Source organism: Allobosea sp. 01N443, assembly GCF_056399325.1.
In genome coordinates this window covers 13,720-36,220 of record NZ_JBFTRC010000038.1, presented here as the reverse complement: position 1 = coordinate 36,220, position 22,501 = coordinate 13,720, and the positions used below count along the sequence as shown (strand labels likewise).

24 protein-coding genes, 2 tRNA genes and 1 pseudogene are annotated in these 22,501 nt (G+C 64.3%); 22 read left to right on the top strand and 5 right to left on the bottom strand.

The window, feature by feature from the left end; translation table 11 throughout:
- From AC1DRP_RS12575 to AC1DRP_RS12530, 10 genes and pseudogenes are all read left to right on the top strand, one after another.
- A partial coding sequence (locus AC1DRP_RS12575) for a hypothetical protein (RefSeq protein WP_476768623.1) occupies positions 1–370 on the top strand: 370 nt, incomplete at its 5' end.
- Positions 363–593, top strand: a pseudogene (locus AC1DRP_RS12570) (DUF2312 domain-containing protein); the annotation flags it as partial. The gene AC1DRP_RS12575 and the pseudogene AC1DRP_RS12570, both read left to right, overlap by 8 nt.
- A 78-nt stretch (positions 594–671) precedes the next feature.
- Positions 672–959 (top strand): DNA translocase FtsK, encoded by a 288-nt coding sequence (locus AC1DRP_RS12565; protein WP_476768624.1) that lies wholly within the window; start codon positions 672–674, stop codon positions 957–959.
- Complete coding sequence (locus AC1DRP_RS12560; protein WP_476768622.1) at positions 956–1,210, top strand: hypothetical protein; 255 nt, start codon at positions 956–958, stop codon at positions 1,208–1,210. Before AC1DRP_RS12565 ends, AC1DRP_RS12560 begins: the two co-directional genes overlap by 4 nt.
- On the top strand, positions 1,207–1,389 hold the full coding sequence (locus AC1DRP_RS12555; protein WP_476768621.1) for a hypothetical protein: 183 nt from the start codon (positions 1,207–1,209) through the stop codon (positions 1,387–1,389). The genes AC1DRP_RS12560 and AC1DRP_RS12555 overlap by 4 nt, the downstream gene beginning before the upstream one ends.
- Positions 1,386–2,057 carry a hypothetical protein gene (locus AC1DRP_RS12550; RefSeq protein WP_476768620.1) on the top strand — a complete coding sequence of 224 codons (672 nt, stop codon included), beginning with the start codon at positions 1,386–1,388 and terminating at the stop codon, positions 2,055–2,057. The genes AC1DRP_RS12555 and AC1DRP_RS12550 overlap by 4 nt, the downstream gene beginning before the upstream one ends.
- A complete protein-coding gene (locus tag AC1DRP_RS12545) occupies positions 2,057–2,446 on the top strand; it encodes a DUF4031 domain-containing protein (RefSeq protein ID WP_476768619.1) in 390 nt (129 codons plus the stop codon). The genes AC1DRP_RS12550 and AC1DRP_RS12545 overlap by 1 nt, the downstream gene beginning before the upstream one ends.
- A 1-nt stretch (position 2,447) precedes the next feature.
- Positions 2,448–2,882: an ASCH domain-containing protein gene (locus AC1DRP_RS12540; protein ID WP_476768618.1), complete on the top strand. Its 435-nt coding sequence runs from the start codon at positions 2,448–2,450 to the stop codon at positions 2,880–2,882.
- Positions 2,883–2,955: 73 nt separating this feature from the next.
- The gene (locus AC1DRP_RS12535) at positions 2,956–3,237 is read left to right on the top strand and encodes a helix-turn-helix domain-containing protein (RefSeq protein ID WP_476768617.1); all 282 of its coding nucleotides are present in this window, start codon (positions 2,956–2,958) and stop codon (positions 3,235–3,237) included.
- Entirely contained in the window at positions 3,237–4,379 is a 1,143-nt protein-coding gene (locus AC1DRP_RS12530; RefSeq protein ID WP_476768616.1) for a tyrosine-type recombinase/integrase, read from the top strand. Before AC1DRP_RS12535 ends, AC1DRP_RS12530 begins: the two co-directional genes overlap by 1 nt.
- Before the next feature lie 9 nt (positions 4,380–4,388).
- On the opposite strand, the gene AC1DRP_RS12525 is transcribed toward AC1DRP_RS12530, so the two are convergent.
- Positions 4,389–4,462 (bottom strand) — tRNA-Cys (locus tag AC1DRP_RS12525).
- A gap of 193 nt (positions 4,463–4,655) precedes the next feature.
- Between AC1DRP_RS12525 and AC1DRP_RS12520 the strand changes: the two genes are divergently transcribed.
- The 4 genes from AC1DRP_RS12520 to AC1DRP_RS12505 all read left to right on the top strand — a co-directional run bounded on the left by AC1DRP_RS12520 (position 4,656) and on the right by AC1DRP_RS12505 (position 8,357).
- Positions 4,656–4,730: transfer RNA gene (locus AC1DRP_RS12520), tRNA-Asn, on the top strand.
- A 579-nt stretch (positions 4,731–5,309) separates the two neighbouring features.
- Positions 5,310–5,951 carry a protein-L-isoaspartate O-methyltransferase family protein gene (locus AC1DRP_RS12515; protein WP_476768615.1) on the top strand — a complete coding sequence of 214 codons (642 nt, stop codon included), beginning with the start codon at positions 5,310–5,312 and terminating at the stop codon, positions 5,949–5,951.
- A 160-nt stretch (positions 5,952–6,111) separates the two neighbouring features.
- Positions 6,112–7,512, top strand: a complete 1,401-nt coding sequence (locus AC1DRP_RS12510; protein ID WP_441489888.1) for a TolC family outer membrane protein — start codon at positions 6,112–6,114, stop codon at positions 7,510–7,512.
- 236 nt (positions 7,513–7,748) lie between these two features.
- Positions 7,749–8,357, top strand: coding sequence for a PopZ family protein (locus tag AC1DRP_RS12505; RefSeq protein WP_476768614.1), 609 nt, complete (start codon positions 7,749–7,751; stop codon positions 8,355–8,357).
- 125 nt (positions 8,358–8,482) lie between these two features.
- Here the strand turns inward: AC1DRP_RS12505 and AC1DRP_RS12500 are convergent, their stop codons facing one another.
- On the bottom strand, positions 8,483–8,710 hold the full coding sequence (locus AC1DRP_RS12500; protein ID WP_441489890.1) for a hypothetical protein: 228 nt from the start codon (positions 8,708–8,710) through the stop codon (positions 8,483–8,485).
- 211 nt (positions 8,711–8,921) lie between these two features.
- Here AC1DRP_RS12500 and dps point away from each other — a divergent pair, with 211 nt between their 5' ends.
- From dps to AC1DRP_RS12465, 7 genes are all read left to right on the top strand, one after another.
- Positions 8,922–9,401 (top strand): DNA starvation/stationary phase protection protein Dps, encoded by a 480-nt coding sequence (gene dps / locus AC1DRP_RS12495; RefSeq protein WP_441489891.1) that lies wholly within the window; start codon positions 8,922–8,924, stop codon positions 9,399–9,401.
- Positions 9,402–9,519: 118 nt separating this feature from the next.
- Positions 9,520–12,339 (top strand): valine--tRNA ligase, encoded by a 2,820-nt coding sequence (locus tag AC1DRP_RS12490; protein WP_441489892.1) that lies wholly within the window; start codon positions 9,520–9,522, stop codon positions 12,337–12,339.
- Positions 12,340–12,410: 71 nt separating this feature from the next.
- Positions 12,411–14,039, top strand: coding sequence for an alkaline phosphatase D family protein (locus AC1DRP_RS12485; RefSeq protein WP_476768613.1), 1,629 nt, complete (start codon positions 12,411–12,413; stop codon positions 14,037–14,039).
- A gap of 160 nt (positions 14,040–14,199) precedes the next feature.
- Positions 14,200–14,781, top strand: coding sequence for a YqaA family protein (locus tag AC1DRP_RS12480; protein WP_441505826.1), 582 nt, complete (start codon positions 14,200–14,202; stop codon positions 14,779–14,781).
- A 278-nt stretch (positions 14,782–15,059) separates the two neighbouring features.
- Positions 15,060–16,790 carry a dihydroxy-acid dehydratase gene (gene ilvD, locus AC1DRP_RS12475; protein ID WP_476768612.1) on the top strand — a complete coding sequence of 577 codons (1,731 nt, stop codon included), beginning with the start codon at positions 15,060–15,062 and terminating at the stop codon, positions 16,788–16,790.
- 64 nt (positions 16,791–16,854) lie between these two features.
- Positions 16,855–17,730 (top strand): tetratricopeptide repeat protein, encoded by an 876-nt coding sequence (locus AC1DRP_RS12470; protein ID WP_476768611.1) that lies wholly within the window; start codon positions 16,855–16,857, stop codon positions 17,728–17,730.
- Positions 17,731–18,122: 392 nt separating this feature from the next.
- Complete coding sequence (locus tag AC1DRP_RS12465; protein ID WP_441505823.1) at positions 18,123–18,563, top strand: hypothetical protein; 441 nt, start codon at positions 18,123–18,125, stop codon at positions 18,561–18,563.
- 64 nt (positions 18,564–18,627) lie between these two features.
- On the opposite strand, the gene xth is transcribed toward AC1DRP_RS12465, so the two are convergent.
- Together xth and AC1DRP_RS12455 are read right to left on the bottom strand one after the other, a co-directional pair.
- The gene (gene xth / locus AC1DRP_RS12460) at positions 18,628–19,413 is read right to left on the bottom strand and encodes an exodeoxyribonuclease III (protein WP_476768610.1); all 786 of its coding nucleotides are present in this window, start codon (positions 19,411–19,413) and stop codon (positions 18,628–18,630) included.
- Between the two features lie 188 nt (positions 19,414–19,601).
- A complete protein-coding gene (locus tag AC1DRP_RS12455; RefSeq protein WP_441505821.1) occupies positions 19,602–20,051 on the bottom strand; it encodes a BA14K family protein in 450 nt (149 codons plus the stop codon).
- Between the two features lie 272 nt (positions 20,052–20,323).
- Between AC1DRP_RS12455 and AC1DRP_RS12450 the strand changes: the two genes are divergently transcribed.
- The gene (locus AC1DRP_RS12450) at positions 20,324–20,890 is read left to right on the top strand and encodes a TIGR00645 family protein (RefSeq protein ID WP_441489899.1); all 567 of its coding nucleotides are present in this window, start codon (positions 20,324–20,326) and stop codon (positions 20,888–20,890) included.
- 8 nt (positions 20,891–20,898) lie between these two features.
- Here the strand turns inward: AC1DRP_RS12450 and AC1DRP_RS12445 are convergent, their stop codons facing one another.
- Positions 20,899–22,413, bottom strand: a complete 1,515-nt coding sequence (locus tag AC1DRP_RS12445) for a helicase HerA domain-containing protein (RefSeq protein ID WP_069880451.1) — start codon at positions 22,411–22,413, stop codon at positions 20,899–20,901.
- Between the last annotated feature and the right edge of the window lie 88 nt (positions 22,414–22,501).

Genomic DNA, 22,501 nt, shown 5'->3' with positions numbered 1-22,501 from the left:
CCCGATGGGTGATCTCGCAATCGAGGTTGCACGCCTGACCGACGCCGGTCGTTCGCTCTATTGCGCCATTCACGGCCGCTTCGTCTCGCATCTGGAAGCCCCGCGCCTGCCACCTTCGGCCGAGCGCATCCTCGCGGAGATGCAGACGGCGCTTGGCGTCATCGAGATCGAGAGCGAACGCCTGATGGCCGAGGGCGAGGCGGTGCTCGCCGATATCGCCGAGGCACGGGCCGCAACCGCACGCGCCGAAACGCGCGCCACCGAGATCCTGAYGCGCCTGCGCCGGCTTGAGCCCTTGCGCGCCCTGATCGCCGCGCGCCGTGAGAGCGTCGCCGAGCTGCTCGCCGAGAGGGGGCGCAGCCATGGATGACCCGCTCAACAACAACCAGTTGAAATCCATCGTCGAGCGCGTCGAGCGGCTGGAGGAGGAAAAGAAGTCGATCGCCGACGATATCAAGGAGGTCTACGCCGAGGCCAAAGGCAACGGCTTTGACGTCAAGATCCTGCGCAAGGTCGTCGCGCTCCGCAAACGTGACCTGAGCGAGCGCCAGGAAGAGGATGCACTGATAGAGATCTATCTCACCGCGGTAGGTGAGACAGCGGGCGCTCCGCCGCGCCGCCCGCAGCCGAGCCCACCTCTCGGCGGCCGGCCCTTCGGCGCCGATGACGAGATGCTCTACACCCATGCCAAGGCGATCGTGCTCGCGGAGGGAGGCAATGGCTCCACGTCCTTCGTCCAGCGCACGCTGCAGATTGGCTATAACAAGGCGGCGGCTCTCATGGAGCGAATGGAAGCCGAAGGCCTGGTCAGCGCACCTAATCATGCGGGCAAGCGCGAGATCCTGACAGCGGAGCAACGCGTCGCCATGTGCGCCGGCGCCCGCTTTGAGATCACGATCCCTGCCTCGCCAGCGCCTGTTCTGCGTGCCGCCGCCAAGACGATGCGTGCGTCGTCATGAAGCCGTTCCGCATCACCGTCGCTCCCGGTCTGCCAACGACCGGCACGCCCGGCCAGTTCCTTGGCTATGACGCGCAGGACGCGATGTGGCTGCTGCGCTGGGACGCTCCGCGCTCGGAATGGACCGCGCTCGGCCATGAGCAGCATGAGGCCGGCGATTTCCCGGTCCTGCGCCGCGGCCTCGCCGTCGCCCAGCTGATCGTCGGCCATGTCGAAGGGCCAGAAATCAAGCCACCCGCGAGGCGCGCATGATCGACGCCGCGCTCTATCTGGCTTTCGCCCTGATCATGGCCGGCGCCGCGGGCAGCTACGCCGCTGCGCTGCCCGACCAGTTCCGGTGCCGCGAATTCGGCGCCGCCGCTGGCAATGCCGCGATTGCGGCCGTTGCCTCCGCCATCTCCACCAGCTTCATCCTCGAGGCCCTGTCATGACCGAACAAAACGCACTGGCCGACGCCATCATTGCCGAGGTTCACCGCCAGACCAGCGAGGATGCAATCCGCAAGCTGGTCGAGGAGAAGATCGGCGTCAGCGTGAAATCCGCCGTCGATAACGCCTTCCGCTGGGGCGATGTCGGCAAGCAGATCGAAAAGGCCGTCACCAATTCGCTCGCGATCGGCGACCGCCTCGACGTGCCCGCCTACGGCAACATGGTCATGGCCGTGCTGCGGTCAAAGATGGACGAGGTGCTCGGCACGCTCGTCAACGAGCGCCTCGCCGCCGAGATGACAGAGATCCTGTCGTTGGCGCCGAGAGAGGTGAAGCTGTCGACCCTGGTCGAAGTGCTGGTCAAGCAGCAACTGGAGCGCGAGCGCTGGGGAACCAGCATCACGTGCGAAGTGGAGGACACAGACTACGGCGGGCATTGGATCTATATCGATCCGGATTCTGGGAAGAAGACACGCGAGTGCGAGCTGCAGATCGGCGTCAGCTCGGAAGGCAAGATTTTCTACTTGGTGATTGATCGGAAAGACGCCAAGCACACCGTCGTCTTCAGCGATCACGATCCTTACAAGAAGCTCGTTTTCGCCGCCTACGCTTGCGGTTCCAAGTTCATTGTCGACGCGGACCACGTCGTCACCGGCGTCGGTGACGACTGATGACGGTCTATGTCGACGACGTGCGGCACGCGTTCAAAGCGTTCGCCACAGCTCGCACCATGATCATGTGCCACATGTGGGCCGACACGCTCGACGAGATGCTCGCTATGGCCGACCGGATCGGCGTGGCGCGCAAATGGATACAGGGTCATCCGACCCTGTCCTTCGGCAAGCATCGCGATGCCTCCTGGGTTCACTTCGACATCAGCCTTGGCATGAAGGCCAAGGCCGTCGCCGCCGGCGCAGTGTTGACCGACAAATACGGCCCCTCCGAGCACACCGCCCGCATGGATGTCGCGAGTGCCGATCCCGTCCGTATCGAGATTGGCGCCCGCAAGTTGCGTCAGATCGAGCACATCCGCATGCAGCAGCAGCTGGGAGCCGTTTGAGGTGTTGGCACTTTCCATCCGCCAGCCTTGGGCCTGGCTGATCGTCAATGGTCACAAGGATGTGGAGAACCGCGATTGGTCGACGAAGTACCGCGGCGAGTTCCTGATCCACACCGGCCTGCAGCTCGACCGCGAGGCGCATAACCGGCTCGTCGGTGGCATTCACCCGGCCACGGGCCGGCCGAGCAAGCTCAACCTGCTTTACTCCGTCCAGCAGGCCGAGCTCGGCGGTATCGTCGGCATTGCCGAAATTCATGGCTGCGTCACCCGCTGCGACAGCGAGTGGTTCGTCGGCGACTACGGCTTCCTGCTCCGGAACGCGAAGCCGCTGCCCTTCCAGCGTTGCAACGGCCGGCTCGGCTTCTTCGAGCCCGAACGCACCATCGACGCCCGCCCGATCGGCGCGCCCGAAGGCCAGGGGAGGCTGGGTCTGTGAGCGAACGCGCAGCAGGCGAAAAGGCGGCACTCGACGTGGCGATTCGCCCGACCTGCGAGGAGTTGCGCTGACCATGRCTCACGCTGTCCTGCTCGCCTCCGACGATGCCAGCCGGCGCCCAACAGCTCCGAGGCGCGGACTCTCCTGCGCTGAGGCTGCTGACTACATCGGTGTTTCGGTCAGCAAATTCCTCGAGATGGTCGAGGACGGGCGCATGCCGCCAGCGAAAGCCATCGATCGCCGCCGCATCTGGGATCTGCGCGAGCTCGATCGCGCCTTTGACGATCTGCCGGGCGGGTCAACTGGTATCGCTCCGGGCGATACCAACGATCGCAAGCGGGAGATCATCGTCTAATGGAGCCTATGGCGAACATTAGACTGAAGCACGTCACCATCGACCGCTCCGAGGGGCTGACCCGCTACTATCTGCGGCTGCCGGGCGAGCCAAAGATTCGCCTGCCGGGCACGCTTGGCGGCCCGGAATTCATGGCGGCCTATCAGGCGGCGATCGACAAGCGCGCCGCGCCGCGCCGGCCGGACGGCACCATCTCGAAGGCAAACAGCCGCGGCTCTCTCGCCTGGCTGATCGACGAGTACTATCGCTGTGCCGCTTTCAAGGGCCTGGCCGAGGCGACGCAGGGCGCACGCCGCAACATCCTGAAGAGCGTCGCCGCGACGGCTGGTGAGGAGAGAATCGCGGATATCACCGAGAACGTGATTCGACGGGGCAGGGACCGCCGGGCCGAGACGCCCGCTGCCGCGAACACCTTCCTGAAGGCGATGCGTCACCTCTTTGAGTTCGCGACGGAATACAAGCACGCCAGCGCGAACCCGGCCGCCGGCGTGAAGGGTATGCCGACGAAGACGGAAGGGCACCACACCTGGACCGAGGACGAGATCAACCGATTCTTCGCGCACTACCCGCCCGGGACCACCGCGAATCTCTGCCTGACGATCATGCTCTACACGGGCCTGCGCGTCTCCGACGCGGCCGTGATCGGCCGCCAGCACATCCGCGATGGCTGGCTCACGATCAAGACGAAGAAGAAGGGCGTTGTCGTCTCGCTGCCGGTGGCGCCCGAGCTGCAGACGGCKATCGGCGCCGCCCGCGTCTCGTCAAAGGGGCATCTGCATCTGCTGATCAACGAATGGGACAAGCCGTTCTCGGTGAAGGGGCTCGGCAACCGCATGCGCAAATGGTGCGACGCGATCGGGCTGAATCACTGTTCCAGCCACGGCCTGCGCAAGGCGGGCGCGACGAGCGCCGCCGACAACGGCGCCAGCGAACATGAGCTGATGGCAACGTTCGGTTGGGAATCCGCGAAGCAGGCCCAGATCTATACGAAGAAGGCGAATCGTCGCCGTTTGGCAGGCTCAGGAGCCGCGAAAATCACTGTCGGCCGGGCTGAAAACGGGAACGAAATTGTCCCGCCGGGGCAGGGAGTGGACCCTGCGCGGGACAATCAGCCGAAAAACACGAAGAAAATCAACGGCTGAAAGAAAGGTTGGAGGCCTCGCCCGGAATCGAACCGGGGTGCAAGGATTTGCAGTCCTCTGCGTAACCACTCCGCCACGAGGCCATCCGGGGACAGTCACGCTGCGGTGATGTCCTAGGGCCGCCTATAACCACATGGCGCGCCGGCCCGCAACCGGGAACAGCAGCATTCGTCATGATGACCTATGGTCACCTGTGGATGAGCGGAATTCCTGCCATCGAAGTGTCTTAAAGGGCTTGCGCCCGGACAAAGGCGTCGCTATTACCCCGGCCATCGGTCCCGGATAGCTCAGCGGTAGAGCAATCGACTGTTAATCGATTGGTCGCAGGTTCGAATCCTGCTCCGGGAGCCAACACTTCTTACATTCATGAAATTGATGCCCGTGTGCCATCTCCTCTACGAGGGGGCGGCAGCGTGTCGGCTCGCGATTTCAGAATCTTATGCGCTTTTGCTGATCCGAGCTCTCGGCATGTCGGCGCGTAATGCGCGTCCGCCCTTGCGCGATCCCCTCACCACGATCCGCCGAGGTTCGTTGATCAGGGCGTGGCCGCCAGGCGCCGATMGACGGCGCGGGCGCGGAGCTGCCTGTAGAGGATGGGCCGAGCCCTCTCGATGTCATGATCAGGATCGAGGGATCGCTGAGCGATCGCTATTGGGCAGAATGACCGAATCCAAACCGGTCTGATTCAGAGGCCGCGATCGCAGATCAATCGAGATGTCGCCGGCAGAATCCTGCCGGTCGAATCTTGGCCGGATTGCCTCGCGACGACGCCGTCAGGTCGTCTGTGGATGCGGCGCGCATGTGCTCCTCAGCTGTGAGAACTCGCTGCAGCCGAACCGGTGTCCTGCCGCGGCCATCTTGCCTTTTGCGACCGCCTCGAACAAAAGCTGAGGACGGCGAACACGCGCCGCGCAGACGGAGATTGAGGATATGGACAGCTTCACCGAGCTGCGCCGGATGATGGTCGATTGCCAGTTGCGGACCTATGACGTGACGGACCGTGCGGTTCTCACGGCTGYCGACCGCGTTCCGCGCGAAGCATTTCTTCCCGCCGAACTCTCCCACCTTGCCTATCTCGATCAGTCTGTCGCCTTGCCGGGTACGAGCCGGGCGCTGATGACGCCGATGGTGATCGTGCGGATGATCCAGATGCTCGGCATTCAGCCTGGCGAGCGCGTGCTCGAATATGGCGGCGGCACGGGATATGGCGCTGCATTGATGTCGGATATGGGCGCGGTCGCCACGCTTTGGGAGCCTGATGCGGCTGCCCTGGATCAGGCTCGTGGCGCGCTTGCGCTGGCTGGCGCTGTTGGCGTCACGCTCAGCGCCACACGGCCTGCCGAATCTCATTTCGACGCGATTCTCGTCAGCGGCGCCTGCGAGACCGTTCCAGAGAGCCTTTTTGGTCTCGTCAACGATAACGGCCGGCTGATCCTGGTCGAGGGGCAGGGGCGGGCCGCGCGGGTGCAGCTTTATCAAAAGAGCGCCCAAACCATGTCGGCGAGGCCGGTTTTCGATGCTGCCGCGCCTGTTTTGGAAGAATTCCGCCGCGTTCCGAGTTTCGAATTTTGATTCGGCAGTGTCGCATTTATGCGGCACTGCGCCATGGAAACGATTGTTCGCGCCTTGGTGAGATTGGCGCGGGCCGCGGCTCCGGGTATGAATCACTACAACTATGCCGAGGCTGGGGCGATGCCTGGGCGAGACTTGAGTCCGCACAAGAGGCGTCCACGTGAACGAAAAAGAAATTAGGCGGAAGTCGGCCGGATACGGTCTCGCTGCGGTTCTGGCCACCGTTTTGGCCGCCAGCCAGATCACGACGGCTTCTGCGCAGACGATGGATGCATCGCTGGCGCGGGCCTATAATGGCAACCCGACGCTGAATTCGCAGCGCGCCTTGGTGCGCGCCACCAACGAGAACGTGCCCCAGGCACTGTCCGGCTACCGGCCGCGCATCACCGCCTCGGCGGATATCGGCGCGAGCCTGCTTGACGCCAATCAGCCCGGACAGGGCAACAGCACGTCCCGCCTGGCGCCGCGTGGCGCAGGCGTCCAGATCGACCAGAACATCTTCGACGGTGGCAAGACCCGCAGCTCTGTCAGCCAGGCGGAATCGCAGGTGCTGGGTGCGCGGGCGACGTTGCGCAATACCGAGCAGAACGTGCTGCTCGATGCCGCCACGTCCTACATGAACGTGCTGCGCGACACGGCGATTCTCAGTTTGAACCGCAACAACGTCGAGGTTCTCGAGGAGCAGCTGCGCCAGACGCGCGACCGATTTCAAGTCGGTGAAGTAACCCGGACCGACGTGGCGCAGGCAGAAGCCCGGCTGTCGCAGGCGCAATCCGCGGAGATTCTGGCGGAATCGAACCTCAAGACCAGCATCGCGCGCTTCCGCCAGAATGTCGGTGTCGAGCCAAAGCAGCTCGCGCCTGGACGTCCCATCGAGAACCTGCTGCCGAAGTCGCTGCCGGCCGCGCTTGACATCGCGTTGGTCGGGCATCCTGCGGTCATCGCGGCTCTGCACGGCGTCGATGCGGCGGAGTTGCAGGTGAAGGTCACGGAAGCGGACCTCTATCCGACCGTGGGTGTGCGCGGCTTGGTCGCGCAGCGCTATGACAGCCAGCTTTTTGGTGACAATCGCTTCTCGGCGAGCGCTGTGGCGACGCTGACAATCCCGATCTATGAGGGCGGCCAGGTCTACTCACGGACCCGGCAGGCCAAGGAGACGGCCGGCCAGCGCCGGATCGACGTCGACACGTCGCGCGACACCGTGCGTGCTGCGGTCGTCTCCGCCTGGGGCGCCCTTGATGCCGCCAAGGCGCAGATCATTGCGGCTCAGGCACAGGTTCAGGCGGCTGAGACCGCGCTTGCAGGCGTCCGCGAGGAGGCCAAGGTCGGTCAGCGTACCACGCTCGACGTGCTCAACGCGCAGCAGGAACTGGTGATTGCCCGGTCGACGCTGGTGACGGCGCAGCGAGATCGGGTCGTCGCATCCTATGCCGTGCTTTCGGCCGTCGGCCGGCTTTCGGCTGAGACGCTGAAGCTCAAGACCGCGGTCTACGACTCCCGCAAGCATTACGATCAGGTCAAGGGTCTGCTCTGGGGCACCCAGGTTCCTGACGGCCGCTGAGACAGCCTTGACGGTTAACGACGGGGGCTGCGGCCCCCGTTTCTGTTGTGGTCCGCCCGCTCTGTTGTGCAGCGGGCTTGCGCGCTGATCGATGGGAGACATTCCGGCAACAGACCGGATTTCTCCTGTGGGTGGGCCGGAACCTGCCTTGCTTGGCGCTCTTTGCGTGGAATACTCAACGTTGGGGCTGCGTTTGATTCGATCCGCGCGCCCGGTGTCGAGTGGTCGGACCCAGCATGAGCGCGCAACCCAAGCCCAACGAACCGTCGATGGAGGAGATTCTCGCCTCCATCCGCCGGATCATCGCGGATGACGAGGTCAAGCCCGCCGAGGCTAGCGCACCTGCGCCGACGCCAGAGCCGCCACCCGCGGCGCCCCAGTTGCAGCTCGTCGAGGAGATCGATGACGACGTGCTCGATCTCGGAGCCGAGGCGAGCCTGGTCGTATCACCGGCGATGGCTGAGCCCGAGCCTCCGGCCGTGGCCATTCAGCCCAGCCTGGATGTCGATTTCCTCGAAGCGGCCGAGCCCGAGTTCAAGCCGGAGCCGCAATCGGAGCCGCCGGCGCAGATGTTCGTGCCGCCAGCCTTCGTCCCGGCACAGTCCGCGCCGCCATCGCTCGATATGGCTGCTCTGATTTCGGAACAGGCCGGCTCCGCCGTGAACAATGCCTTCGGTGCGCTCGCCCACACAGTCCTGACCAACAACGCGCGTACGCTCGAGGATCTGGTCAAGGACATGCTGAAGCCGATGCTCAAGACCTGGCTCGACGACAATCTGCCGACCATGGTGGAACGTCTGGTGCGCGCCGAAATCGAACGCGTCGCCCGCGGTAACCGGCACTGAGGCATTTCCCGCTCACCAAGACGAGGTTGGTCGGCTAAGGTATCGGCCTGAAAGGTGGATTGCAGTCTCGATGCAACCACAGAAGGTCGGTTCATCCGCCCGGATACGAAATCCAGTCCGATGATCTAACGCCCGCGCAGCCGTCCGTGGACCCGTTGGGGCACTCGGATGTCGTCAAAGGCGCCGGCATCGTGCAATTGCTTGATGGCGAACCCGGCGAGGGTCAACGCGGCGGTTGGCCCGCCAAGTCGTGAGACCAGCATCGCCAGGCCGACCGCGACAGGGCGTGAAAAACGTCCCGAAGCCGCTTCGACGGCGAGCCATGCTCCGAGACTGTGAACGAGGAGCTTCATCCGGTCATCCTGCTGTGCTTGAGGGGCGGGGACAATCTGATCGATGAAGGCCTAACCGCTGAGACAGGTCGTGGTTCCGTATCTCCGTCGTTTGACGATTGCGCCGGGGCGTGCCTGATTCGGATCCGAAGGAGTGCGAAGCCGTCCTCGGGGGCAGACAGTTTCGCGAGCCCGACGCCACCTTCAGCGAGTCTCAACGCGAGGACCGACCATGAAGAAGCCGACGTCACGCATCGATCTGAAGTCCAACACCAAAACCTCAATGATCAGCCTGCTCAATGCCCGCCTGGCGGACGGCATCGATCTTGCGCTTGTCACCAAGCAGGCCCACTGGAATCTGAAGGGCCCGGGCTTCATCGCTATCCACGAGATGCTCGATGGCTTCCGCGCCGAGCTCGATACCCATGTCGATACAGTCGCAGAGCGCGTGGCACAGCTTGGCGGGATTGCGCTGGGCACAACGCAGACTGTCGCGTCGGGCACGACGCTGAAGCCCTATCCGACAGAGATCGTTGCGGTGAAGGATCACCTCGCCGAACTGATCGAGCGCTACGCCGAGACCGCCAAGACCGTCCGCACCGCGATCGACACCGCGGCTGAGGCTGGCGATGCGGACACGGCCGATATCCTGACCGGCTATTCTCGGGCGCTCGACAAGGCGCTCTGGTTCCTGGAGTCGAGCGCGGCCTGACATCCGCATTGTCGAAAGCGTTGACGGGACGCCCACGCATGGGCTCTTAAGACCAACGACCTTTTGGCCTGACCTTCGGCCGGGGCTTTCCCCGGCCATTTTGCGTTCGAGCGAAGCAATGATGGACAAGACATTCGAGCCCGCCACCGTCGAGGCGCGCATCAGCAAGGCCTGGGAAGAGGCCGAGGCCTTCCGGGCAGGGCGTGGCGCCGAGCCGGGCGCTGAGCCCTATTGCATCGTCATTCCGCCGCCGAACGTGACTGGCTCCCTGCATATGGGCCATGCGCTCAACAACACGCTGCAGGATGTGCTCTGCCGCTTCGAGCGCATGCGCGGCAAGGACGTGCTCTGGCAGCCGGGCACCGACCATGCCGGCATCGCGACCCAGATGGTGGTCGAGCGCAAGCTTGCCGCCGAGAACAAGACCAACCGCAGGACCATGGGCCGCGAGGCCTTCCTCGAGGAGGTCTGGCGCTGGAAGGCGGAGTCCGGCGGCACCATCGTCAACCAGCTGAAGCGGCTCGGCGCCTCCTGCGACTGGTCGCGCGAGCGCTTCACCATGGACGAGGGGCTGAGCGCGGCCGTGCTCAAGGTCTTCGTCTCCCTGCACAAGCAGGGGCTGATCTACCGCGCCAAGCGGCTGGTGAACTGGGATCCGAAATTCCAGACCGCCATTTCCGATCTTGAGGTCCTGCAGGTCGAGAAGACCGGCTCGTATAAATGGCAGCGCGGCGGCGAGGAGGAATTCGACTCCGCCAAGCTCGACAAGGCGCTGAACCGCGATCCGAGCGGGCATCTCTATTATTTCAACTACCCCCTCGAAGGCGTGGTCTACGACCTCGACGACGCTTCGACCTTCATCACGGTTGCGACGACCCGGCCGGAAACGATGCTGGGCGATACCGGCGTCGCGGTGCACCCCGAGAACGAGCGGCTGAAGGGCCTGATCGGCCGGAACGCGATCCTGCCGCTGGTTGCGCGCGTCATCCCGATTTTTGGCGACGACTATGCCGACCCGGAGAAGGGCACAGGCGCGGTCAAGATCACGCCGGCGCATGACTTCAACGATTTCGAGGTCGGCAAGCGCCACAAGCTTGCGGTCATCAACATCCTCGACGGCGAAGCGCGCATGCTTCTCGAAGCGAACGAGGACTTCCTGGCCGGCGCCAAGCCCGAGCAGGCGGTGCAGGCTCTGCACGGCCTCGACCGCTTCGCTGCCCGCCGTCTCGTCGTTGCACTGATGGCAGAGCGCGGCTTGCTGGTGAAGATCGAACCGCATGCGCATACCGTGCCGCATGGCGATCGCTCCGATGTCGTGATCGAACCCTGGCTGACCGATCAGTGGTATGTCGACGTCAAGCCGCTGGCGGAACGCGCGCTCAAGGCCGTGAAGGATGGGCGCACCAAGATCACGCCCGATAGCTGGACCAAGACCTATAACGACTGGCTCGAGAACATCGAGCCCTGGTGCGTCTCGCGTCAGTTGTGGTGGGGGCACCAGATTCCGGCCTGGTACGGACCGGATGGCGAGTGCTTCGTCGCCGAATCCGAGACCGCTGCACAGGCTCTGGCGGTCGGCCATTACGGCGGCCCGGTTGCGCTGACGCGCGACGAGGACGTGCTCGACACCTGGTTCTCGTCGGCGCTCTGGCCGTTCTCGACGCTGGGCTGGCCGGAGGATACGCCGGAGCTCAAGCGCTATTACCCAACGGCGACGCTCGTCACCGCCTTCGACATCATCTTCTTCTGGGTCGCCCGGATGATGATGATGGGCCTCAACTTCATGGACGAGGTGCCATTCAAGGACGTCTATATCCACGCCATCGTTCGCGACGAGAAGGGCGCGAAGATGTCGAAGTCGAAGGGCAACGTCATCGATCCGCTGACGCTCGTCGACAAGTATGGTGCCGACGCCCTGCGCTTCACGCTCGCTGCCATGGCGGCGCAGGGGCGCGACATCAAGCTCGCGACCTCGCGTGTCGAGGGTTATCGCAACTTCGCAACGAAGATCTGGAACGCCTCGCGCTTCGCCGAGATGAATGGCTGCCAGCGCGTCGAGGGTTTTGATCCCGCTCTGGTCACGCAGCAACTCAATCGCTGGATCCTCAGCGAGGCGGCCCGGGCCGCCGACGAGATCGCGGCCGGCATTGCCAGTTTCAAGTTCAACGAAGCGGCAGGCGCCGCCTATCGCTTCGTCTGGAACGAGTTCTGCGACTGGTATCTCGAGCTGGCGAAGCCCGTTCTGCAGGGCGACGGTGCAGCCGCAGCGGAGCGGGCTGAGACACAGGCGACCGTTGCCCATGTCATCGACCTGATCTGCCAGCTTCTCCACCCCTTCATGCCGTTCCTCACCGAGGAGCTCTGGGCCGTGAAGGCGGGAGAGGGGGCTCAGCGCAAGCTTGCCAAGGGTGATGCCGCGCTGGTCTGCCTGACGCGCTGGCCCGAGCTTGCCGGCCTCACGAACGAGGCGGCCGAGGCTGAGATCGGCTTCGTCGTCGATCTGATCTCCGATATCCGCTCGGTCCGCTCCGAGACCAATGTGCCGGCCGGCGCGCAAGCGCCTCTGGTACTGGTCAAGGCGAGTGCTGCGACCAAGGCGACGATCGAAGCCTGGGCTCCGATGATCGAACGGCTGGCGCGCGTCTCCGCGATCGGCTTCGCCGAGATCGCCCCGCCGCAATCCGCCCAGATCATCGTGCGTGGCGAAGTCGCGGCTCTGCCGCTCGCCGGCATCATCGACCTCGACGCGGAGCGGGCGCGCCTGACGAAGGAGCTCGCCAAGCTCGACCAGGACATTCTCGCGGTGGAGCGCAAGCTCGGCAATCCGGATTTCGTCGCTCGTGCGCCGGAAGAGGTCGTCGAGGAAAACCGCGAGCGCAAGGCGCAGGCCGAGGCACGGAAGGTCAAGATCGGCGAAGCGCTGGTGCGGCTGCAATAGCCCGGTAGCGCGTCACTCCCGCGTTATGCAAAGACTGGTAGGGTTCCAAACGCGCTTGCTGGAGCCCTGCCATGTTTCGCCGCAATGCCTTCGATCGGTTCCTTGTCGATGACTTCCTGACGGAAGCGGGTACGCCCTCGCGCCGGCGTTTTCTGCAGGGGCTTGCGGCCTCGGGCCTGTTGCTCACCGGCGGCGCTGTGCTCGACCAGCGGGTCTGGGCCAATCCGGTCTTCGCTGCCTATCCTTTCGGGCTCGGCATCGCCTCGGGCGATCCGTCTGCCGATGGCTTCGTGATCTGGACCAAGCTCGCGCCCCTGCCGCTTGCGCGCAATGGCGGCATGCCCATGAAGGCTGTCGAGGTCACCTACGAGATCGGTGCCGAGGCGAATATGCGCCAGATCGTGCAACGCGGCTCGGCCCTGGCCCGGCCCGAGCTTGGCCACGCCGTCCATGTCGAGGTCTCCGGGCTGGAACCGAACCGCGACTATTTCTACCGCTTCACGTGCGGCGGCGAGCGCACCATCACGGGCCGTGCCCGTACCTTCCCGTCGGCGAATGTGTCGGTTGAGCGGGTCCATTTCGGTGTGCTCGGCTGCCAGCGCTACGAGGACGGCCATTTCACCGCCTTTCGCCATGTTGCGGATGAGCACTTCGATTTCATCTACCATTACGGCGACTACATCTACGAGTACCGCATGGTGCGGCCGAACGAGCGGCCCTTGGCTGTCGCGCGCGTCATGCCCGGAGATCCCGACGAGATCTATTCGCTCGCCGACTACCGGCATCGTTATGCGATCTACAAATCCGATCCCGACCTGCAACTGGCCCATGCCTCGACATCGTGGCTGGTCTCGTTCGACGATCATGAGGTCGACAACAATTTTGCAGGCCTGGTCTCCGAGCAGAATGTTCCCCCGGAGATCTTCGCGCTGCGCCGCGCTGCCGGATTCCAGGCCTGGTATGAGCATATGCCGTTGCGCCGGGCGTCGATCCCGAGCGGTCCTTCGATCCAGGCCTATCGGCGCTTCCTCTATGGCGATCTGGCCCAGATCGATGTGCTCGACACCCGCCAGTTCCGCTCGGACCAGCCTTGCGGAGATGGCTCGCACGCAGCCTGCGCTGACGCGCTGAAGCCTGAAAACACGATGCTTGGCGAAAAGCAGGAGGCCTGGCTTGCCGAGGGCCTGCGCAGTTCGAGAGCGCGATGGAACGTGCTGGCTCAGCAGGTCATGGTGATGCGCCACGACCGCGATCCCGACCCCAGGAAGGTCGGCTACAGCATGGATAAATGGGACGGTGCAGTGGCGGCACGCCAGCGTCTGTTCGACACGCTGGAGAGCGCTGGCACGGCCAACGCAGTCGTGCTCACCGGAGACATCCACCAGAACTGGGCGGGCGAGCTCAAGGCCAATTTCGCCGATCCCAAGTCCAGGACGCTTGGCGTCGAGTTCGTCGCCACCTCGATCACCTCGGGCGGCGACGGAGCCGACACGACAAAGGCGGGACAGGTCGCCCTGCAAAAGAACCCGCATATCGGGTTCTTCAACAATCAGCGCGGCTACATGCGCCATACCCTTTCACAAGGCGGCTGGCAGGCCGATTACCGCGTGCTGGACCGGGTTACCACTGCCGGAGCCGCGATCTCGACCCGTGCCAGCTTCGTCGTCGAGGCCGGAAAACCGGGGATGTCGCCGAAATGAACCGCTGTCTGCGCTGCCCGTATCAGGACATGAATCGGTCGCCAAATTGACCTTGAACTAAGAGACCTCTGGCAAATTCCCGGGGACACGATTAGATGCGCGCGGGGTGCAAGTCTGCCATGCGCCGTTCGATCCACTGCACGAGACACTGAACCGACGCATGCTCAAGCGAGCTTATGATTGGTGCGTTTCCTACGCATCCCACCCCGCCGCGCCGTGGCTGCTCTTCGCCCTGACTTTTGTCGAGAGCTCGGTCAGCCCGTTGCCTCCGATTCCGCTGCTGCTGCCGATGTGCATCGCGCGGCCGGACCGGGCCTGGTTCTACGCCGGGATCTGCTCGCTCGGCGCCGTCACGGGGGGCTATCTCGGCTATGCGATCGGCGCCTTCCTGTATGAATCCGTCGGCGTCTGGCTGATCAGCATCTACGGGCTTCAGGACAAGGCCGCCCATCTGATCTCGAGTTCGCAGGATTTCTGGTTCTGGGTGCTCGTCACCAAGGGGCTGACGCCGATCCCGTTCAAGATCGTCACGATCATGTCGGGCTTCCTGCATTTCGACATCTGGAAGTTCACCATCGGCATGGTGATCTCACGCGTCACCTTCTTCGCCATGATCGCGCTCGCGCTACGCTTCTACGGCGACAACATCCGCATCTTCATCGAGAGGCACCTGCCGCTCAGCGTGACGCTTCTGCTCGTGGTGGTCGTTGGCGGGTTCTTCGTCCTGCCCATGGTTCTCTGAGCTGCGGTTCCTCAAATTGTGACATCGTGGCAACACCGCTGAGGCATCGCATGCGCGCTGTCCTGAGCTGGATCAGATGCCGCGATGCCGCCACAAAGCGCCCCCAGCAAAGAGGGACGTTAAGTCACTGAGATTTAGATGATTTAAAGTCGGGTTTGTCCGGTTGGAAGATTATGTCCTTCCCGAGCCTGCAAAGAGACTGAACGTTGCGCCTGGCGCGGGCTGCGTGGCACATCTGCCGCGCACTGCAAGCGCAGGGTGGAGCGAGGACAGGTAGAATGGACGCGCGCGTTTTCGATAAGTCGAAGCTACCCAGCCGGCATGTCAGCGTCGGGCCGGCGCGCGCTCCGCATCGTTCCTACTACTATGCGATGGGGATGACCTCGAAGCAGATCGCGCAGCCCTTCGTCGGCGTTGCGTCCTGCTGGAACGAGGCGGCTCCCTGCAATATTTCGCTGATGCGCCAGGCCCAGGCCGTCAAGAAGGGCGTTGCTTCGGCCGCGGGCACGCCGCGCGAGTTCTGCACCATCACGGTGACCGACGGCATCGCCATGGGCCACCAGGGCATGAAGTCGTCGCTGGCCTCGCGCGAATGCATCGCCGACTCGGTCGAGCTCACCATGCGTGGCCATTGCTATGACGCGCTGGTCGGCCTTGCCGGTTGCGACAAGTCGCTTCCGGGCATGATGATGGCGATGGTTCGCCTCAACGTGCCGTCGATCTTCATCTATGGCGGCTCGATCCTGCCGGGCACCTTCAAGGGCAAGCCGGTCACCGTCCAGGACGTGTTCGAGGCCGTCGGCAAACACTCCGTCGGCGCCATGTCGGACGAGGACCTGAAGGAACTGGAGGAGGCAGCCTGCCCGTCCTCGGGCTCCTGCGGCGCCCAGTTCACCGCCAACACCATGGCGACGGTTGCCGAGGCTATCGGCCTTGCGCTGCCCTATTCCTGTGGCGCGCCTGCGCCCTACGATGTGCGCGACACCTTCTGCTACACCGCCGGCGAGATGGTGATGGAGCTGATCGCCAGGAACATCCGCCCGCGCGACATCGTCACCCGCAAGGCGTTGGAGAATGCGGCCATGGTCGTGGCGGCCTCGGGCGGCTCGACCAATGGTGCGCTGCACCTGCCGGCGATCGCACATGAATGCGGCATCGATTTCGATCTCTTCGCCGTCGCCGAGATCTTCAAGAAGACCCCCTACATCGCCGACCTGAAGCCAGGTGGGAAATATGTCGCCAAGGACATGTTCGAAGTCKGCGGCATTCCGCTGTTGATGAAGACCCTGCTCGACCATGGCTACCTGCATGGCGACTGCATGACCGTGACCGGCCGCACGATTGCCGAAAACCTCGCTTCGGTGAAGTGGAACGATGAGCAGGACGTAATCCGCCCCGCCAACAAGCCGTTGTCCGACAATGGCGGTGTCGTCGGTTTGCAGGGCAATCTCGCCCCTGAGGGCGCGATCGTGAAGATCGCGGGCATGCCGGCCGAGAGCCTGGTCTTCACCGGGCCGGCCCGCTGCTTCGACTGCGAGGAGGACGCCTTCAGGGCCGTCACCAATCGCGAGTACAAGGTCGGCGACGTGCTGGTCATCCGCTACGAGGGCCCCAAGGGCGGCCCCGGCATGCGCGAGATGCTGTCGACGACCGCGGCCCTCTACGGCCAGGGCATGGGCGACAAGGTCGCGCTGATCACGGACGGGCGATTCTCCGGCGCGACCCGCGGTTTCTGCGTCGGCCATGTCGGCCCCGAAGCCGCCGTTGGCGGGCCGATCGGCCTCATCCGCGATGGTGACATTATCGAGCTCGATGCCATCACAGGAAAGCTCGCGTGCCGCCTTTCTGATGCCGAACTTGAGGAGCGTCGTAAGGCCTGGAAACCGCGCAGGACCGACTACAATTCGGGCGCGCTGTGGAAATACGCGCAAACGGTCGGCTCCGCCAAGGGCGGGGCCGTGACCCACCCAGGAGGGGCGGCAGAAACCCATTGCTATGCGGATATCTGAGACCATCATAGCTGGAACATTACTGATCCTGGGCTGCCAGTCGGCAGCCTGGTCGCAGGATGTCATGGGCCGGGCACCGATCCCGCCGCGCTCGATTCCGGGCGCTCCGCTGCCGGAGCCCGAGGGGCCGCCTCCCGCGGGCCTGCAGGCCCTCCCCAATGGCCGCGTGCTGGCGCCTGCGCCGAACGCTCCCGCCGCGCATGCCGCGCTGCCGTTGGCGCCCTTCGCCAGCGCGCGCGATGCGCTGAAGGCCTGGATGCGCGATTCGACGGCTGGTGATCAGGCCGGCGCCGTGCGCGCGCTCGAATATGCCGCGGCTCACGGCCACCTCACTGCCCAGTACAAGCTCGGCCGGATGTATGCCGGTGGCGAAGGCGTTCCCAGCAATGATCTGAAGGCCTTCGAGTACTTCTCGAAGATTGCGGACGAGAATGCCGATGCGATTCCCGGCACGGCCGACGGGCGTATCGTTGGCAGCGCCTTCGTAGCGCTCGGCAGCTATTTCACGGACGGCATCAAGGGCTCCTATGTGAAGCCCAATATCGACCGGGCCTTCGATATGTTCCACTATGCCGCATCCTATTTCGGCGATCCCGACGGGCAGTACAATCTTGCCCGGCTCTACATGAACGGGCAGGGCACCGGCCGCGACCAGCGGCAGGCAGCGCGCTGGATGAAGCTTGCAGCCGAGAAGGGGCATGTGCCGGCGCGTGCCGTTTTTGGCGACATGCTGGTTCGTGGCAGCGATGGCGTTCCGCGTCAGGTCTCACAAGGGCTGATGTGGCTGGCTCTGGCACGCGATGCTGCCGATCCGGCGCGTGAAGCCTGGATCTTCGAGCGCTATGACGCGGCCTTCGCTGCGGCTTCCGTGAGTGACCGCAACGCGGCGCTATCGCTGGTTGAGCGCCAGCAGGTTGCAGGCCGCTCCAGCGAACGCTGAAAGCCGTACACCGACGTCTCTGGCCGCCCCACGCGGCGGCGTAACGCATGGCGGGCAAGTACGCCCTGCCGTGCCCACCGCATCGCTCTCTCCTTCAGCCCTGCATACATCCTCGCCTTGTCGTTGCGTGGGAAAACCGTTGCTCGCGCCCCGGCTCCGGATGTCGCCAGTCGGAGCTGCCGCGAACCGCGCCGGTTTTCTGGCGCGCGCCGTCTGCTCTTCGGCGGCCGCACAATTCCGGAAGCGGGCCGCGCCGGGCGAAACGGGCGCACACCGAGATGTGATGGCGCCGGCTTGTCCGAGGCCTGAACACGGATCAATGTTCATCGTATGTTCATGCGGTAAGGCGGAGATTCACCGCAAGGCGAGGCTCACTTGATGGGAGATTCGTCATGACCTCAATGCTCAGCATCACCAAGACGACTGCCGCTGCTTTCGCCGCGGTCATGGCAGTCGGTGTCATCGCATGGTCGGCGCCAGCCGAGGCGCGGTTCGGCGGCGGCGGCGGCTTCCAGGGTGGCGGAGGCTTCCATGGCGGTGGCGGAGGCTTCCACATGGCCTTCCACGGCGGCGGCGGCCGAATGGCTGGCTTCGGAGGGGGCGGTTTCGCCCATCCCGGTTTTGCCCGCCCAGTCTTTGCCGGTCGGTCGGTTTTCTTCCACCAACAGCGGTTCAACCATAACCGGTTCTTCGTCGGCCCGGCCTTCGCATTCGGCGTCGGGGCGCCCTATTACTACAACACCTATTACAATGACGGCTGCTACTATGCGTGGCAGCAGCACTACGACCAGTGGGGTTACGCCGTCGCTCGCCGCGTATTGGTCTGCTACTGACAAGCCGTTCCATGCGACGCGGACGACGCTTGGTCCGGGCAATAGCCGCGCAAGGACGCGCTGATCACGCTGCCTTCAACTCCACGATGACCGGCACATGATCCGACGGCTTGTCCCAGCCGCGGACATGTTTGGCGATCGAGACAGCGGCAAGCCTGTCTGCAGCGTGCGGCGAAAGCAGCAGATGGTCGATCCGGATGCCGTTGTTCCGCTGCCAGGCGCCAGCCTGATAATCCCAGAAGGTGTAAAGCCCGCCGGAATCCGTGGTCGAGCGGAGCGCTTCGGTGAAACCGAGATTAACGAGCCCGCGGAAGGCGGCCCGGGTCTGCGGGAGGAACAGCGCGTCATCGACCCAGGCCGCGGGGTCGCGTGCATCGCGTGGCTCGGGGATGACGTTGTAATCGCCGGCCAGGACCAGCGGCTCTTCCTGGGCAAGCAGCATTTGCGCATGGGCGGTCAGGCGGCGCATCCAGCCAAGCTTATAGGGATATTTCTCGGTATTGGGCGGATTGCCGTTCGGCAGGTAGATCGAGGCGATACGGACTACGCCACCGGCATAGGGCAGCACGCCCTCGAGATAGCGAGCCTGCTCGTCGGCATCGTCTCCCGGCAAGCCGCGGCGGACATCCTCGAGCCTGGCGCGGCTGAGAATCGCGACGCCGTTGAAGGTCTTCTGGCCATGGGTCTCGACCTGCCAGCCGGCCTCCTCGATTTCGCGCCGCGGGAAATCCCCGTCGACGCATTTCAGCTCCTGCAGGCATAGGGCGTCGGGCTCGGATTCCCTGAGGAAATCGAGCAGATGGCCAAGCCGCTGGCGGACCGAATTGACGTTCCAGGTGGCAATGCGCAACGGGCTGGCTCCGAGTCAGGTCGAGGGCTGAATAAGCGTCAGAGATCGGCCGCTGACAACCCTGCAGTGGTGCCGGTCATGCCAAATGGCGTCAGTATCCGTGCCCAAACAGCACATCTCCCCATCAAAAACCTCCCCATGTCGCCATGGAGAGGCTCGATGTCGTGGCGCTGAATGCGCGTCAGCGCTCAGGGACAGGCGCGCACCACGCCGCCCGCGCCGATATAGGTTCCGGTCTCGGGGTCGTAGCTGCGGAACCGGCGCGCGCAATAGGCGACTGCATCGGCATCCGGGGAGGCATAAACCGGGCCACCATAGACGGGGCCGCCGTAGACAGGGGCCGGAGCGGCGTAGACCGGACCAGGCGCAAGCAATGCGCCAGCTGCCAGTGCGCCGATGGCGCCCGCTGCAATGCCGGCACCGACGGCCGCACCGCGTCCGCCGCGATAATAGCCGCCGCGGTAGCCGTAGCCGGGGCCGTAATATCTCCGGTACTGCACGCTCTGAATCAGATCCTTGCCCGATTCGGCGACAGCCGCTGCTGAGCCAGTCGTCGCGCTCAACGGCGCGGCGCTCGCCGGGGCGGTCAGAACGACGCCTCCTAGCAGCGCGGTGGCGATGGCGAGGGTCTTGATCATGACGAAACTTTCTCCTTTCCTCTCGAACGTGAGAGGAACGCCAGTGTTCCTCCAATCCATGGCAATTTTATAGTGCAAGGCGACGGCGTGAAAGCCCCGACCGTCAAGATCCGTGAAATTTCATCCTTACGGCGCTTCGTCATCGCATTTCAGCATTTCGATGCAAAGTTCGRCTCAGGATTGGCGCTTGTCTCGCAGGCGCTTCCGCACCATCTAGCGACGGCATGATGTTGCTTCGCAACACGATCCCTTCCCGCATCCGGAACCACTCTATGCTGCACCAGAACCCGACGCTGCCCCCTGCCGAGGCGATGAAGCCGTTGCCGATGATCATTTTCGGCTCGCGCTGGCTGCAGGTGCCGCTCTATCTCGGCCTCATCGTCGCGCAATGCGTCTATGTCTTCCTGTTCCTGAAGGAACTGGTCCACCTCGTTACACATGCGACGCAGTTCGGCGAGCAGCAGATCATGCTGGTCGTCCTCGGGCTGATCGATGTGGTGATGATCTCCAACCTGCTGATCATGGTCATCGTGGGCGGCTACGAGACATTCGTTTCGCGCCTGAAGCTCCATGGTCACCCCGATCAGCCGGAATGGCTGAGCCATGTCAATGCGAGCGTCCTGAAGATCAAGCTCGCTATGGCGATCATCGGCATCTCGTCTATCCACCTGCTCAGGACCTTCATCGAGGCCGGCAATATCGGCAATACGGGGCGGGTGACGAATTACACCGAGACCGGGGTCATCCTGCAGACGGTGATCCACGTCGTCTTCATCTTCTCGGCCATGGGGATCGCCTGGGTCGACAAGATCACTCTGCCGGCCGGCAAGGGCCACTGAGCCGCGGGTCAGGCCCTGAGACCGCGCGGCATCCCCTTGGTGCTGCGCGGCTGCGCCTGGCCTGGCGCAGTCTCGACGCCGATCGTCGGCAATGCCAGCGTGCGTTGGCCGCGAAAATCGACATGGCAGACGAGGAGCCCACGCTCCTCGATATAACCCAGAACGCGGCGGGCGCGGCCCGGCGAATGGCTGCCATAGACCTCGGCGAGTTCGGCGTCGGTCGGGGCGGGAGCGCCCTCGATCGCGGTGCGGGCAATGTAGAGAAACAGGCTCTGGAGGTCGTCCGGCAGGGTGGCTGCGGCGTCGAGCGAGACCTGCCAGGCATGGGACGCCGTGATGTCCTCACTCGCGCCTGCGCGGGCTACGGCAAGCCGCCGGCGGAAGTCATCGAGGCTGAGYGAGGATTGACCGACGCGGCGCATGCGGCAGCGCACCGTAAAGTCCTGATAGACCACGGCGACCTGGCGGCTCCGCGTTTCCGGGTCCTCCATCAGATCGCGCAGGATCTCGGTCATGATCGCCTCGCGCTCTTCCGGTTCCATCGGAATCTCGGGCTCCGGCTCGACGGCGGGGGCAGGGCGATAGCTCTCGATCTGGCGGAGCACTTCATTGGCTGCCGGGCGCGGCCGCGGCGTGGGACGCGGGACCCAGGAGGTGACGGGAGGTTCGTTCTCGCCCGCTTCGAAAATGAGCTTGCTCGCATCCTCCGGGGCCTGTTCGGGCAGGGGCATCAGGCCGGGCGCACTGCCGCGATCGACCGAGGACACGGCGCCGATCCTGAGCGGCAAGGGGCGTTTCGACAGCGCCGGGCCCAATGCGACGAACTGGCCACGCTCGAGGTCGCGGAACATCTCGGCCTGGCGCCGGTCCATGCCGAGCAAGTCGGAGGCGCGCTGCATGTCGATATCGAGGAAGGTGCGGCCCATCAGGAAGTTCGAGGCCTCGGCCGCGACGTTCTTGGCAAGCTTGGCGAGACGCTGAGTCGCGATCACCCCGGCGAGGCCGCGCTTGCGGCCGCGGCACATCAGATTGGTCATGGCGCCGAGGGAGAGGCGACGCGCTTCGTCCGACGCTTCGCCGGCCATGACGGGCGCGAAGAGCTGCGCCTCGTCGACGACGACCAGGATCGGGAACCACATGCTGCGATCGACGTCGAACAGCCCGCCGAGAAAGGCGGCCGTCGCGCGCAACTGCTCGTCGGCGTCGAGATTCTCGAGGTTGAGCACGATCGAGACACGATGCTGGCGGACGCGGATGGCGATACGCTGCAATTCGGCCTCGCCGCAGGCGGCGTCGACCACGACATGGCCGAACTGACCGGCCAGCGAGACGAAATCGCCCTCCGGATCAATCACGGCTTGCTGGACCAGCGGTGCGCTTTGCTCCAGCAGCCGGCGCAGCAGATGCGACTTTCCTGAGCCGGAATTGCCTTGGACCAGCAGGCGCGTCGCCAGCAATTCGGCGAGATCAAGCAGCGCGGGTTGTCCACCCTGGGTCAAGCCCATGTCGATGCCCGTCGTCATGCTCTGGTCTTGCTGCTCCGTCTGCCGCCCTGTTCCCGGACCGGCGCTTCTAACACACTGCAACTGGCCGATGGCCGGATACGGCCGG